Here is a 13,741-nt window from a genome sequence, read left to right on the forward strand (position 1 = left end):
GGCGGTGGCGCTCAGCCAGGTGCGGGCTTGGTGGAAGCCGCGTTCGGCGAATCCCGCCCCGCCCGGGTAGCCGTCGTAGACGAAGACGCTGGGCAGGCCGTCGGGTCCGATGGCTGTGGACATGCCGCCGATGTCGCCGCGATCGCAGCTGGCCACCAAGGGCAGCAGCCCGATGGCCGCATGCTCGGCCGCGTGCAGCGAGCCGGGGATCCGGGGCGCGTCGATCCCTCCAAAATCGTTGTGCAGCAAAGCTTCCGGGGTGATGGTGTACATCACCGCGGTGGTGGGCAAGGTATGTCGGGGCATGTCCAGTTCGATGAAGTCGATCACCTCCCCGGTGAGCCGGCGACGCAGATAGCCGACGACTTGGTGGGTGACCGTCACCGGCACCAGGCCTAGGGTGACGGCCCCGAACCGGGCACGTTCACCGGTGCCGGCGAGCGAGATGTCGGTGATTTCCCGGGCGAACGTCGCATAGCCGGGGTCCTCGGCGTGGACGAAGGCGAGACCCTCGTCGAGGTCCAGCGAGTCGACGACATAGCTCTCGCCCTGATGCAGGTAAACGGCTCCCGGGTGCACCGTCGCCGGAGCCTGACCGACGTCGGCGCTGCCCAGCAGCCGTCCGGTGTCGGCCTCCAGGATCATGACCTGCCCGCCCGTCGACCCGCGGATGTCCACCGCGGCGTGCGGTTCCAGGCCGGGCGCCGGAAAGTACTTGCCGCCCCGTCGGCGCAGCAGCCCGTCGTCGACCAGACCCTCGGTTACCTGCTCTGCGCCCAATTCCCGAACCTCGGCGTCGTCGAGGGGTAATTCGGTTGCGGCACAGAGCAGCTGGGGCCCAAGAAGATAGGGGTTGGCCGGATCGATCACCGACCGCTCGACCGGTTTGTCCAGCAGCGCGGCGGGGTGGTGGACCAGATACGTGTCCAGCGGGTCGTCGCGGGCGATCAGCATCACCAGCGCGCCCTGGCCGCGCCGCCCGGACCGGCCGGCCTGTTGCCAGAACGAGGCGACCGTCCCGGGAAAGCCGGCCAGAACCACCGCGTCCAGCCCGGCGATATCGACACCCAACTCCAGCGCGTTGGTGGTGGCCAGACCGCGCAGCCGACCCTCGGCCAGGGCGTGCTCGAGCGCGGTGCGGTCCTCGGCGAGATAGCCGGCCCGATACGACGCGACCTTGTCTGATAGCCCCGGGGCGACGTCGTCCAAGCGGGCCTGAGCGCCCAGCGCGGTCAGCTCCGCGGCACGCCTCGACCGCACAAAAGTCAGGGTCTGCGCGCCCTCGGCGACCAGGTCGGCCATCACCCGCGCGGCTTCGGCGCCCGCGGATCGTCGCACCGGAGCCCCGTTCTCACCGGTCAGGTCGTCGCGCAGCGCTGGTTCCCACAACGCCACGGTGCGTGCCCCCTGCGGAGAGCCGTCCTCGGTGACCTCTTCGACGGGCCGGCCGATGAGTTCCGCGGCCGTCGCTCCGGGTGACGCCGTCGTCGCGCTGGCGAAGATCACCGTCGGCTCCGCGGAGTAGCGGGCGCACAGCCGCAGCAGGCGGCGCAGCACCATCGCCACGTTGGAGCCGAAAACCCCTCGGTAGTAATGGCATTCGTCGACAACCAGGTAGCGAAGACGGCGCAGCAGGACCGTCCAGCGGGCATGGTTGCGCAGGATCGACAAATGAATCATGTCGGGGTTGGAGAACAGCCATCGGGAGCGCTCTCGGGCAAAGCGGCGCACTTCGGCCGGGCTGTCGCCGTCGTAGGCCGTCGGCGCGACTGAGAACTCCCCGGCGGCTAGCCGGGCAACGGAGCTGGTCAGGGCGTGCGCGCCGCGCAGCTGGTCGTGGCCCAGCGCTTTCGTCGGCGACAGGTACAGCACCCGGGCGCCGGGGTCGATGGCCAGCTGGTTGAGGACGGGAAGCTGGTAGGCCAGTGATTTTCCCGACGCGGTGCCGGTGCTCACCACCACATGACGGCCGGCGTGGGCGAGTTCGGCGGCCTCGAGTTGGTGGGACCACGGTGCGAGGATGCCGCGGTCGGCGAACGCGCGAACCACGTCAGGCTCAGCCCATGCAGGCCATTCGTGGGGGCGGCCGCTGCGGGCGGGCAGCTCGGCGACATGGCGCAGCGGCCGTTCGCCGGACGGGGTGCCGGCGAGCGCGACGGTCAGCAGCTCGCTGCCGAAACTCGCCATCGCAAACCTTTCTGTGCCAGTTTGGCGGTCGCCGGCCGGTGCCTCGGTGTGACGCTGACGTAAATTCACTGTCTCTTCGGCCACCAAGATGCTGTCGCCGAAGCGTTGAACATGGTTGACTGATCCCGGTCGCAGCTTCTGTGTTCGTGTAAAACTTTCGCAGGATCGACGTTGCGGTCGCGGTTCCTGCGAGGTTATCGGTCGGGTGAAGTTCCGGCGACTCCGCGAGGTATGGCGGTCGTAGCTGGCCCGGGGCACCGAAAGGCGGTGCACCGCACCCAGAAGAAAAGGAAAGATCGAGAAATGCCACAGGGAACTGTGAAGTGGTTCAACGCGGAGAAGGGCTTCGGGTTCATCGCCCCCGAGGACGGTTCCGCGGATGTGTTTGTCCACTACACGGAGATCCAGGGTTCGGGCTTCCGCACCCTTGAAGAAAACCAGAAGGTCGAGTTCGAGATCGGCCACAGCCCTAAGGGCCCCCAGGCCACCGGCGTCCGCTCCGTCTAAGAGAGCAGAAGCTGACGAACCCCCCCGGCGCGGTCCGGGGGGTTTTCGTTTGGTGAGCACACACCTGGAGCGCCGCACTCGCGCAGGCTGCCGCACGCCTCAAGCCGCGGACCGGCTGGCTGGCCTACTGTCGGTGGCGTGAGCCAGCTTTCCTTCTTCACCGCAGAGTCGGTACCGCCCGCGGTCGCCGATCTCTCCGGCGTGCTGGCGGCCACTGGCCAGATCGTGATGGTTGGCAGCCCAGACAGCCAGGGCGCCCGGCTGTCGGTGGTGCTGGATCAGCTCTGGCGCGCCGAGGCGCTGGCCGAGATGATCCACGAGGCGGGTCTGGTACCCGAGATCACCCGCACCGATGAGGACTCCCCGCTGGTCAGGACGGCGGTGAGCCCGCTACTGCGCACCATCGCCGCCGAGTGGACGCGGGGCGCGGTCAAGACGGTGCCGCCGCGCTGGCTGCCCGGGCCGCGTGAGCTTCGGGCGTGGGTGCTGGCGGCCGGGAACCCCGAGGCGGACCGATATCTGCTGGGTTTGGACCCGCACGCACCGGATACCCACTCGCCGCTGGCGTCGGCGCTGATGCGGGTCGGTATTGCACCCACGTTGATCGGTACCCGCGGCGCTCGGCCGGCACTGCGGATCAGCGGCCGGCGCAGGCTATCGCGCCTGGTAGAGAACGTCGGGGAACCGCCCGCGGGCGCCGAAGCGTTGGCGCAGTGGCCTCGGGTTTGACGGCCGATTAGAACCCAGGTTGGGGCCAGCCGGTTTGCGCAGGCCCGCCTATTGGTGCGAAATTGTCAGTTGCCCGCGGGGGCGAAGGTGCGGCCTACCCGGAATCGCCCGGAATAATCCGGACATTTTGGGAGCGACCTGTCATCCTTCCCTGCGGGGCGGTTCCGCCAGGGGACCGATACAGGAGATGGAGCGTAGGCGCAGTTGGCTGACCCTCGAACAACATCTGCCCGCAACAGCGGCAGAAACGGGAGCACCCGGCGACTCGTGATCGTCGAGTCGCCCACCAAGGCGCGCAAACTCGCCGGTTACCTAGGGTCCGGCTACATCGTCGAGTCCTCCCGAGGCCATATCCGCGACCTCCCCCGGGCGGCCGCCGACGTGCCCGCGAAGTTCAAATCCGAGCCGTGGGCCCGCCTCGGGGTCAACGTCGATGCGGACTTCGAACCGCTCTACATCATCAGCCCCGAGAAGAAGAGCACCGTCACCGAGCTGAAGGGCCTGCTCAAGGACGTCGACGAGCTCTATCTGGCGACTGATGGTGACCGCGAGGGTGAGGCGATCGCCTGGCACCTGATGGAGACTCTGAAGCCGCGCGTCCCGGTCAAGCGGATGGTGTTCCACGAGATCACCGAGCCGGCGATCCTCGAGGCGGCCGAAAACCCCCGCGACCTGGACATCGACCTGGTCGACGCGCAGGAGACCCGCCGCATCCTCGACCGGCTGTACGGCTACGAGGTCAGCCCGGTGCTGTGGAAGAAGGTCGCGCCCAAGCTGTCGGCCGGCCGGGTGCAGTCGGTGGCCACCCGGATCATCGTGCAGCGCGAACGCGACCGGATGGCGTTCCGCAGCGCGTCGTACTGGGACATTCTGGCCAAGCTGGACGCCAGCGTGTCCGACCCGCAGGCACAGCCGCCCACCTTCAACGCCCGGCTGACCAACGTGGACGGCCTACGGGTGGCTACCGGACGCGATTTCGACTCGCTGGGTGTGCTGCGCAAGGCGGACGAGGTCGTGGTGCTCGACGAAGCCCGCGCCACCGAGCTGGCAACGGGATTGCGCGGCGCCAGGCTGACCGTGGCGTCCGCGGAGGAGAAGCCCTACACCCGGCGTCCGTACGCGCCGTTCATGACGTCGACGTTGCAGCAGGAGGCCGGCCGCAAGCTGCGGTTCTCCTCGGAGCGGACGATGAGCATCGCGCAGCGGCTCTACGAGAACGGCTACATCACCTACATGCGGACCGACTCGACGACGCTGTCGGAGTCGGCGATCAACGCCGCGCGCACTCAGGCGCGTCAGCTCTACGGCGCGGAGTACGTCTCCCCGTCGCCGCGCCAGTACACCCGCAAGGTGAAGAACGCCCAGGAGGCGCACGAGGCCATCCGGCCCGCCGGCGAGACCTTCGCCACCCCCGACGCGGTGCGTCGCGAACTCGACGGCGACGAATTCCGGCTCTACGAGCTGATCTGGCAGCGCACGGTGGCCTCGCAGATGGCCGACGCGCGCGGCACCACCCTGAGCCTGCGGATCAATGGCGAATCCGGCGGCCGTCAGGTGACGTTCTCGGCCAGCGGCCGCACCATCACCTTCGCCGGCTTCCTCAAGGCCTACGTGGAAACCGTCGACGAACTGGCCGGCGGGGAGGCCGACGACGCCGAGCGCCGGCTGCCGCACCTCACCGAGGGGCAGCAGGTGGACGCCGTCGAACTCACCCCCGACGGGCACGCCACCAACCCGCCCGCGCGCTACACCGAGGCCTCGCTGGTCAAGGCCCTCGAGGAGCTGGGCATCGGCCGGCCGTCGACCTATTCGTCGATCATCAAGACGATCCAGGACCGCGGCTATGTCTACAAGAAGGGCAGCGCGCTGATCCCCTCGTGGGTGGCGTTCGCGGTGACCGGTCTGCTGGAGCAGCATTTCGGCCGGCTGGTCGACTACGACTTCACCGCGGCGATGGAGGACGAACTCGACGCCATCGCATCGGGCAACGAGCAACGCACCAACTGGCTCAACTACTTCTACTTCGGCGGCGACCACGGGGTGCCTGGTTCGGTGGCCCGCTCCGGTGGCCTGAAGAAGCTGGTCGGCGTCAATCTTGAGGGCATCGACGCGCGAGAAGTCAACTCCATCAAGCTGTTTGACGACGCGCAGGGCCGCCCGATCTATGTCCGGGTGGGCAAGAACGGGCCCTACCTGGAACGGCTGGTGACCGACGACAGTGGTGAGCCCACGCCGCAGCGGGCCAACCTCAGCGATGCGATCACGCCCGACGAGCTCACCCTCGAGGTGGCCGAAGAGCTGTTCGCCACCCCGCAGGAAGGCCGCGTGCTGGGCGTGGATCCGGCGACCGGTCACGAGATCGTCGCCAAGGACGGCCGGTACGGGCCCTACGTGACCGAGATCCTCCCGAAGCCGGAAGGCGACGGGGACGAGGGCGGCGAGCAGGGGGCCAAGAAGGGCAAGAAGCCGACCGGGCCCAAACCCCGGACCGGTTCGCTGCTGCGCAGCATGGACCTGCAGACTGTGACGCTCGACGACGCGCTGAAACTGCTGTCGCTGCCCCGGGTGGTCGGTAAGGACCCCGCCTCGGGTGAGGAGATCACCGCGCAGAACGGGCGTTATGGTCCATACCTCAAGCGCGGCACCGATTCTCGGTCGCTGGCAACCGAAGACCAGATGTTCACCATCACCCTTGACGAAGCGCTGAAGATCTACGCCGAGCCGAAACGCTCCGGCCGCACCAGTGCTTCGGCGCCGCCGCTGCGTGAGCTGGGCACCGATGCGGCGTCGGGCAAGCCGATGGTGATCAAGGACGGCCGGTTCGGGCCGTACGTCACCGACGGTGAGACCAACGCCAGCCTGCGCAAGGGCGACGACGTGATGTCGATTACCGACGAGCGCGCTTCCGAACTGCTCGCCGACCGCCGTGCCCGCGGTCCGGCGAAGCGACCGGCCAAGAAGACCACCCGCAAGGCGCCGGCCAAGAAGGCCGCCAAGCGCAGCTAGCTCTGCTCGGCAGCGGCACGGGCCACATCTTCGGGCTCGGCCAGATTCAGCGGCCTGGCCAGCTGGGTCGGCGCGATGCGGCCGCGCAGCTCGACGACTTCGCCGACGTCCCAGCACAGGGCCTCGGCGTCGAGCGCGCCACTGACCGCGATCGCCGACGCCAGCACGTGCCCCTGTTCGAGTTTGGCCAGCTCGGTGAGCCGGGCGGCCTCGTTGACCGGGTCGCCGATCACGGTGTACTCGAAACGGGCCTGAGCGCCGATGTGGCCGGCGATCGCCCTGCCGGCCGACACCCCGATGCCGAACTCGGCGGAACCCAGCACCGGCAGCAGCTCGTCGTGCAGCTCACGCGCGGCCGCCAGCGCGGCCCCGGCACCGTCGGGATGCTCGATCGGAGCGCCGAAGATGGCCAGCGCAGCGTCGCCCTGGAACTTGTTGACGAAGCCGCCGTGCCGACCGACGGTGTCCACCACAACCCGGAAGAACTCGTTGAGCAGGTGCACGACCTCGGCGGGCGGCCTCGATGCGGCCAGCTGAGTGGAGCCGATCAAGTCCACGAACAGCACCGCGACGTCGCGCTCGCGCCCGCCCAGCTCGGTACCGCGCTCCAGCGCCCGTCGGGCCACGTCTTCGCCGACGTAGCGACCGAACAGGTCGCGAAGCCGCTGCCGCTCGGACAGGTCGCGCACCATGTCGTTGAAGCCGGCCTGCAATAAGCCCAGCTCGCTGGCGTCATAGATCTGCATGTGCGCGTTGTAGTTACCACGCTGTACCTCCGACAGCGCCCAGCGCAGCTGCCGCAGCGGGTCGGCGATCGACATCGCCACCAACAGATTGCTGACCAGCCCGATACCCAACGCCGCCAATGCCAGCAACAGGATGGGATCGAACAGCTTCTCCGGTGCGGCATGCAGCAGGGACACCTTGTCGGCCACAACCGCGAGCACGATGGTCAGCAGCGGCACCGCGGTGGACAGTGTCCAGCCCAGCATCATCCGCAGGATGACGCCGGGTGCCTTGACGTTCTCCGGCACACCGCTGCGCAGCGCCGCGACGGCCACCGGCCGCAGCACCCGCTCAGACTGCAGGTAGCCGATGATCGCGGTCGCGGCGGCGCCCAACGCGGTGGCGACCGCTACGACGGGCGCCGCGTATCTGGCGACCGACCAGCTGGCGATGATGAACACCGCGCCGCCGATGCACCACGACGCCACGCTGATCACGGTGCGGTAGAAGGGCATGCGCAACGCGCGGCTGCGCGCCACCTCGGTGGCGGCCGGATCGGATTCGGCGAGCATGTTGTCGCGGCGCTGCCAGCGGAAAACCGGCATCAGCAGCTTCAAATTCACCAGGAACCCGGCGAGGAATATGAAGATCAGCGACGTGATAATGGTGATCAGATTTGCCAGCGGCAGTTTCTGCAACTGGATGCTGTCCTGCTGCGGCAGGCCGTAGCGGAGGAAGCCGAGCACGAAAAGGGCGCCGATGATATCGGCCTGCAGCATGCTCAGGGAAAACACCGGCCAGGGGGTGCGCACCACCCACCGGACGAACGCGCTGATCCGCCCGGGCAGTGCCGCCTGGGTTGCCACCAGCCCACCGTATCGGGCGGCGGCGACTTGTCGGAAACTTACAACCGACTCGGCAAGTCGCCCGGTGCTGGCGAAAGATCGCGAAAGATAACGGAATTGTCGCGAAATGGTGGCTGATCGGTATCTGTCGGACGGTGTCACTATGGTTGCCGATGATGTCCGGAGTGTTTACGCGGCTGGTAGGTCAGCAAGCCGTGGAGGCCGAACTGCTCGCCGCCGCCCGCGCCGCCCGCGGTGATGCGGGTCACAGCCCCACGGGCGATCCGAATTTGACACATGCGTGGTTGATTACCGGCCCGCCGGGTTCGGGCCGCTCGATTGCGGCGGTGTGTTTCGCGGCCGCGCTGCAGTGCACGTCGGACTTTGGGGACGGCGGCCCCGGATGCGGGCGCTGCCGGGCATGCACGACGACGATGGCCGGCACCCACGCCGACGTGCGACGAGTCATCCCCGAGGGGCTGTCCATCGGGGTCGACGAGATGCGCGCCATCGTGCAGATCGCCTCGCGCCGCCCGACCACCGGGCGCCGGCAGATCGTGGTGATCGAGGACGCCGACCGGCTGACCGAAGGTGCCGCGAACGCTCTGCTCAAGGTCGTCGAGGAGCCGCCGCCGTCGACGGTGTTCCTGCTCTGCGCGCCGTCGGTGGATCCCGAGGACATCGCGATCACGCTGCGATCCCGCTGCCGGCATGTCGCGCTGGTGACGCCGTCGACCGAGGCGATCGCGCGGGTGCTGGTCGACAGCGACGGCCTGGACGCCGATGCCGCGAACTGGGCGGCTTCGGTGAGCGGCGGTCATGTCGGGCGGGCGCGCCGGCTGGCCACCGATCCCGACGCGCGCCAGCGCCGCGAGCGGGCGCTGGAGCTGGTACGCGACGCCGTGCAGCCGGCGAAGGCGTACGCCGCGGCCGAAGAGCTGGTGGCCGCCGCCGAAACCGAGGCGGTGGCGCTGACCGCGGACCGTGCCGAAGCCGAAACCGAAGAGCTGCGAACCGCGCTGGGGGCCGGCGGCACCGGTAAGGGCACCGCGTCTGCGATGCGCGGCGCTACCGGGGCGATCAAGGATCTCGAACGACGGCAGAAGTCCCGGCAGACTCGGGCGTCGCGCGACTCGCTGGACCGGGCGCTGGTCGACCTGGCGACCTACTTCCGGGATGCCTTGCTGGTCGCTGCCGACGCCGGCGACGTGCGGCCCAACCACCCGGATATGGCCGACCGGGTAACCGCGCTGGCCGGCCACGCGCCGCCGGAACGACTGCTGCGCTGCATCGAGGCCGTGCTGGGATGCCGCGAAGCGCTGGCCGTCAACGTCAAACCGAAGTTCGCCGTCGATGCGATGGTCGCTGCCATCGGCCAGGAACTTGGGTGAGTCTGGCCGCCTGCCGTAGACTCGTGCCGCCCGCGTGCGGGCACGCCGCCTTAGCTCAGTCGGTAGAGCGATTCACTCGTAATGAATAGGTCGGGGGTTCGATTCCCCCAGGCGGCTCCGTGTACCAGCTCCACCTAGCAGCTCCACCTAGCAACGCAGAGTCGACTACGTCGCCGACACTTGTGATGCTGCTCCGATGCCCTCGGCGACGGCGGCGCGCTCCACTGTCAGCAGGCTCTCCTCGCTGTGTTCGGCATGGTAGGCACGACCGCCCCCGTTGATACCGAACAGTCGCTTGGACCACAGCAGCCAGATCACCGCCGCGATATTGACCATCAGCGCACCCGCGCGCAGCACGGTGACCCTCTCGGTCAGCTCGTAGATCTCGAGCGGCAGGAAGACGCTGGTGGCGATCACCGCGAAGTACTCGCCCCAGCGTGCCACCTTCCACAGCCCGACCGCCTCGATGAATTCGATTGCGGCATAGGCCAGCAGCCCGACCGCGATCCAGACCAGAGTCGTCGGCGTAAGCGTCCAGCCCTTCTCGATGAAGTGGACGATCTTCGAATCGTCGGGATTCCAGCCGATCTGATCGGCCAGCGGGCGGATCAGCGGCATCTCCCGCTCGTAGGCGGCCTTCAACTGGGCCTGCGAGCCGCGCAACTTGAGCACCCCGGCCGCGAGCGCCACGAAAACGATCCCGCGCAGCACCCGCTCGACGGCCAGCAGGCGCATGATGAGCCGGTCGCGCAACAGCCGTCCGCGCGGCACCTCCGGGGCCTCGTCGGCCGGCCCGCGACCGCGCGGCTCACCGACCACGAAAGTGCCACACCGCAGGCACCGCCACGCCTCCCCGGCGGGTGTCGACACGTGCAAACGCGCGGCCAGTTCGGTCTCGTCGGGCGCGTAAGTAGCGTGCCCGTGCCAGGAGCAACTCCGCAGACTGAAATCCATATCCGGAGGACATTAGCTGGGCGATGACTCTGCGTCCACGGCGCAAGGCGAGTGCGCACGCCGTCAGCGCAGAGTCAACGCCGCGGGCCTTTACACCAACTCGGCGAGCATCGCCGCGGCCCGCGCCGCGCCGCCGGTCTCGACCGGCCGGAAGTGGGTCTGGCTACCAAGTTCCTCGGCGATCGTGGCGGCCAGCCGGTCCGGGTCGCAGGCATCCGCGTAGCGCATCGCCCGTCCGGCGCCGTAGCGGTCGAGCCGATGTCGCACGTGGATGTTCTGCTCGAAGTGGTGCTCGAGCGGCACATAGATGAACGGTGTGCCGGCCGCGGTCAACTCCATACAGGTGCTCAGACCGCCCTGGACGACAGCCAGATCGCACGCCGCGAGGTAATCGGTGAGGTCCGGCACGAACCCGTATACCTGCACGCCGGGCCGTCGTGGCATGGCACTGGGATCGATCCGCGGTCCGGTCACCATCAGGAAACGCAGCGTCGGTTCCCGCTGCAGCGCGATTGCGGCCGCGTCGAGCACCTTGTGCAGCAGTGACTCGCCAACAGCGGTGCCGCCGACCGTGACGACGCACAACCGGTCATCGGGGCCCAGCCCCAGCCGCCGGCGCACCGCTGCGCGTTCCGGCGCCGACGCCGGCATCCGATCCGTCACATAGCCACAGAACCGGAAGTTTTGCTCGGTCCACTCGCGGATGTCCGGCAGGCCCGGGCCGAACTTCTCTGACACCACGTCGTCAGGGTCACCGACGAATACGGACAAGTCGCGCAGGTGTGGGAATCGTGCCCGGTGCTCGATCATCTCGGCGTTGTAGTCGGCAGCGAGTGCGGCCTCGCGCGCGCCGCCGTCGGGCATCGGCAGCCAGCCGACGAAGTCGGTAAGCCAGGCGAACGGGAATCGTTTGAGCTCGGGGTTCTCGTGCAGGAAGTAGTCGACCTCCCAGGCTTCGTCGGCGACGACCAGGTCTGGTGTCTCGTCGCGGACGATCTCACCGAACAACATGAAGTTGGCGACCAGGATCTCGTCCATCCGCCGGATCGCCTCGAACGCATGCAGGTCGTGTTCGCCGGCCTCGGCCTCGACGTGCCGCGATTCGCCGAGCAAGTAGTGTGCGGCGGGGTGCACCCGCTCCCCGGCGGCGTCCAGTATCCGGGTGACGGGATCCTGCGCGAGCCAGCTGATATCGAGATCGCAGCGGGCTCTGCGTAATTCGTTGGCGATCGCCAGGTCGCGCCGGGCATGGCCAAGCCCGATCGGCGAGGACAGATAGAGCACCCGCTTGCGTCGGCGCGTGGCGGGCGCCGACTGCTCGCGTGGCGGGCCGGCCGCGGTGACCGACTCCACGAACTCGCGGATCATCGTGTTGATCCGGACCGGCTCCCGCGCCGGCAGGCCGTGGCCGGCGCCTTCGACCAGCGTCAGCGTCCCGCCGGTAAGCCGGGCCAGCTCCTCGCCGACGGCAGAGTGGCGGATCCGGTCGTCGGTGCCGTGCACGACATGCACCGGGCAGCGCACCCGGACCGCGAGCTCTTCCATCGATTCCGCCGGCGGCCCGTCCAGATGAAGGCGGGCGGCGGTGGAGTCGATCAGCGTTTCGGCGTCGGTCGCCGCCGACCACCGCACGGAGTCTTCGATCTGCTTGGTGGAGTGCGGCTCGGAATACAGCTGCTGGAAAAAGAATTGGCGAAAGTCGTCGACGTCGCCGTGTCGCCAGTAGTGACGGTTGTACTTCTGCCAGCTGCGCGGGTGTTCCGGCTCCGACAGCCAACGTTGCAGCTCTTCTGCGGGCTGGGCGACCTCGAGCCCACACGCCGGGCCGATGGCGAAGATGCCCCGGACCCGCTCCGGGTGGCCGGCCGCGACGTGCACGGCCCACGTTGCGCCGCAGGAGAATCCAACCAGGACAGCGCGATCGGTCGACGTCGCGTCGAGCACGGCCAGCGCGTCGGCGGCGTACTCGGGATCGAGGAAGGCGGCGGTGCCCCGTGGTCGTCCGGACAGTCCGGAACCGCGGCCGTCGAACGTGACCACCCGGAAGTACCGGGACAGGAACGGAACCTGCGCTTTCCAAAACCGGGAGTCCAGGATCGACCACGTCGGCAACAGCAGGACCGTGACCGGCCCGTCGCCGTACACGTCGTAATGCAACGAAACTCCGCCGCGCACCGTGCTACCCGACGCGTCCGGTGGACGGGCCCGGCGCTGCTCGGCCCTCATCAGCCCATCTTCGCGCGTATGCCGGACGTCACGCCAGGGTGACGTCCGGCAAACGTGTGCCGTCGTCAGGGCCGGACCTCGAAGACGTTGTTGAACGGGGTTTGAGCGGCCAGCCGGAACCGGGTGAAGCCCGCTGCGGTCACGACGTCCTTGATCCGCGCCGGACCCGCCTGGGTGCCCAACGCCAGCCCCACCGGCTGTGCCAACGACGACGGCGTGCACAACAACGTCGAAAAGCCGTAGTAGGCGCGGCCGATCGGGTTCAGGTTGTCCTCGACGTGGTCGCCGGCGGCGGGTTCGACGATCATCCAGGTGCCGTCCTCCGCGATGACCTCACGGACGCGGCGCGCGGCCCCGACCGGATCGCCCATGTCGTGCAGGCAGTCGAACATGGTCACCAGGTCATACGGGCCGCCCGGGAAGCCCTGCGCTCCTGCGGTTTCGAAGCTGACCTGCTGAACCCCCACTTCGGCGGCCCGCTCGCGTGCCGTGGTGATCGATCCGGCATGACCGTCGATGCCAAGGAACCTCGTCGACGGGAACGCTTGGGCCATCAGGATTGTCGACGCACCGTGCCCACAGCCGACGTCGGCCACCGCGGCACCGGAGTTGAGCTTGTCCACCACGCCGTCGAGTGCGGGCAGCCAGGCGTCGACCAGGTATGCGTTATAGGTGGGCCGGAAGAACCGCTCGCATCCCACGTGCACGTCGGAGTTGTGATCGCCCCAGCCGACGCCGTCACCGGTGCGGGCGACGTCGATGATCCTGCCTGCATCGGTGGCGGTGCCGTGTGCGATCTGGAACAGGCCGCCGACGAACGCGGGGCTGGTTTCGTCGGTCAGCGCCACGGCATGCTCCGGCGGCAATTGGTAGCGACCGGTGGCGGGGTCGTAGGTGACGAACGATCCGGCGGCCTGCGCGTTGAGCCATTCACGGGCGTAGTGCTCGTCGGTGTCGGTGCGCTCGGCCAGTTCGGCCGGGGTGCTGGCACCGCTGTCGGCCAGACTTCGGTAGTAGCCGAGGCGATCGCCCATCACCACCAGGGCGCAGTTCAGCGCCGCGCCGGCTTCTTCCACCGCGCGGAACACGAAGGCCATCAGCTTGTCCGGGTCGATTGCGGGGGCCTGGGTGTCGTCGAGTGCTGTCATGTGAGTGCTCCTTTGTCGAGGT

9 protein-coding genes and 1 tRNA gene are annotated in these 13,741 nt (G+C 68.5%); 5 read left to right on the forward strand and 5 right to left on the reverse strand.

Features of this window, described 5'->3' with window-relative positions:
* On the reverse strand, positions 1 to 2,187 hold a 2,187-nt coding region (locus VML93_RS16970), incomplete at its 3' end, for a DEAD/DEAH box helicase (protein WP_325612396.1).
* Between the two features lie 303 nt (positions 2,188 to 2,490).
* Between VML93_RS16970 and cspA the strand changes: the two genes are divergently transcribed.
* The 3 genes from cspA (at position 2,491) to topA (ending at position 6,429) form a co-directional block, all read left to right on the forward strand.
* Positions 2,491 to 2,694, forward strand: coding sequence for a cold shock protein CspA (cspA, locus tag VML93_RS16975; protein WP_007166602.1), 204 nt, complete (start codon positions 2,491 to 2,493; stop codon positions 2,692 to 2,694).
* A gap of 138 nt (positions 2,695 to 2,832) precedes the next feature.
* The gene (locus tag VML93_RS16980) at positions 2,833 to 3,423 is read left to right on the forward strand and encodes a hypothetical protein (RefSeq protein ID WP_325612397.1); all 591 of its coding nucleotides are present in this window, start codon (positions 2,833 to 2,835) and stop codon (positions 3,421 to 3,423) included.
* A gap of 204 nt (positions 3,424 to 3,627) precedes the next feature.
* Entirely contained in the window at positions 3,628 to 6,429 is a 2,802-nt protein-coding gene (gene topA / locus VML93_RS16985) for a type I DNA topoisomerase (RefSeq protein WP_325612399.1), read from the forward strand.
* Here the strand turns inward: topA and VML93_RS16990 are convergent.
* Positions 6,426 to 8,021, reverse strand: a complete 1,596-nt coding sequence (locus VML93_RS16990) for an adenylate/guanylate cyclase domain-containing protein (protein ID WP_325612400.1) — start codon at positions 8,019 to 8,021, stop codon at positions 6,426 to 6,428. The two genes, topA and VML93_RS16990, sit on opposite strands and share 4 nt — an antisense overlap.
* Before the next feature lie 155 nt (positions 8,022 to 8,176).
* Between VML93_RS16990 and VML93_RS16995 the strand changes: the two genes are divergently transcribed.
* Positions 8,177 to 9,391 carry a DNA polymerase III subunit delta' gene (locus VML93_RS16995; RefSeq protein WP_325612401.1) on the forward strand — a complete coding sequence of 405 codons (1,215 nt, stop codon included), beginning with the start codon at positions 8,177 to 8,179 and terminating at the stop codon, positions 9,389 to 9,391.
* 44 nt (positions 9,392 to 9,435) lie between these two features.
* Positions 9,436 to 9,508: transfer RNA gene (locus VML93_RS17000), tRNA-Thr, on the forward strand.
* A 48-nt stretch (positions 9,509 to 9,556) separates the two neighbouring features.
* Here the strand turns inward: VML93_RS17000 and VML93_RS17005 are convergent.
* The 3 genes from VML93_RS17005 to VML93_RS17015 all read right to left on the reverse strand — a co-directional run bounded on the left by VML93_RS17005 (position 9,557) and on the right by VML93_RS17015 (position 13,719).
* Complete coding sequence (locus tag VML93_RS17005; protein ID WP_325612403.1) at positions 9,557 to 10,345, reverse strand: DUF2127 domain-containing protein; 789 nt, start codon at positions 10,343 to 10,345, stop codon at positions 9,557 to 9,559.
* A 90-nt stretch (positions 10,346 to 10,435) separates the two neighbouring features.
* Positions 10,436 to 12,571 carry an alpha/beta hydrolase gene (locus tag VML93_RS17010; RefSeq protein ID WP_325612405.1) on the reverse strand — a complete coding sequence of 712 codons (2,136 nt, stop codon included), beginning with the start codon at positions 12,569 to 12,571 and terminating at the stop codon, positions 10,436 to 10,438.
* 65 nt (positions 12,572 to 12,636) lie between these two features.
* On the reverse strand, positions 12,637 to 13,719 hold the full coding sequence (locus VML93_RS17015) for a class I SAM-dependent methyltransferase (RefSeq protein WP_325612406.1): 1,083 nt from the start codon (positions 13,717 to 13,719) through the stop codon (positions 12,637 to 12,639).
* Between the last annotated feature and the right edge of the window lie 22 nt (positions 13,720 to 13,741).

The sequence above is a fragment of the Mycobacterium sp. genome, from assembly GCF_035499775.1.
GTDB lineage: Bacteria > Actinomycetota > Actinomycetes > Mycobacteriales > Mycobacteriaceae > Mycobacterium.

Bases quoted from the DNA above. Each gene is read 5' to 3' on its own strand.
- VML93_RS17010 (WP_325612405.1), bottom strand. From the start codon at position 12,571: ATGAGGGCCGAGCAGCGCCGGGCCCGTCCACCGGACGCGTCGGGTAGC.
- VML93_RS17015 (WP_325612406.1), bottom strand. From the start codon at position 13,719: ATGACAGCACTCGACGACACCCAGGCCCCCGCAATCGACCCGGACAAG.
- VML93_RS16995 (WP_325612401.1), top strand. From the start codon at position 8,177: ATGTCCGGAGTGTTTACGCGGCTGGTAGGTCAGCAAGCCGTGGAGGCC.
- VML93_RS17005 (WP_325612403.1), bottom strand. From the start codon at position 10,345: ATGGATTTCAGTCTGCGGAGTTGCTCCTGGCACGGGCACGCTACTTAC.
- cspA (WP_007166602.1), top strand. From the start codon at position 2,491: ATGCCACAGGGAACTGTGAAGTGGTTCAACGCGGAGAAGGGCTTCGGG.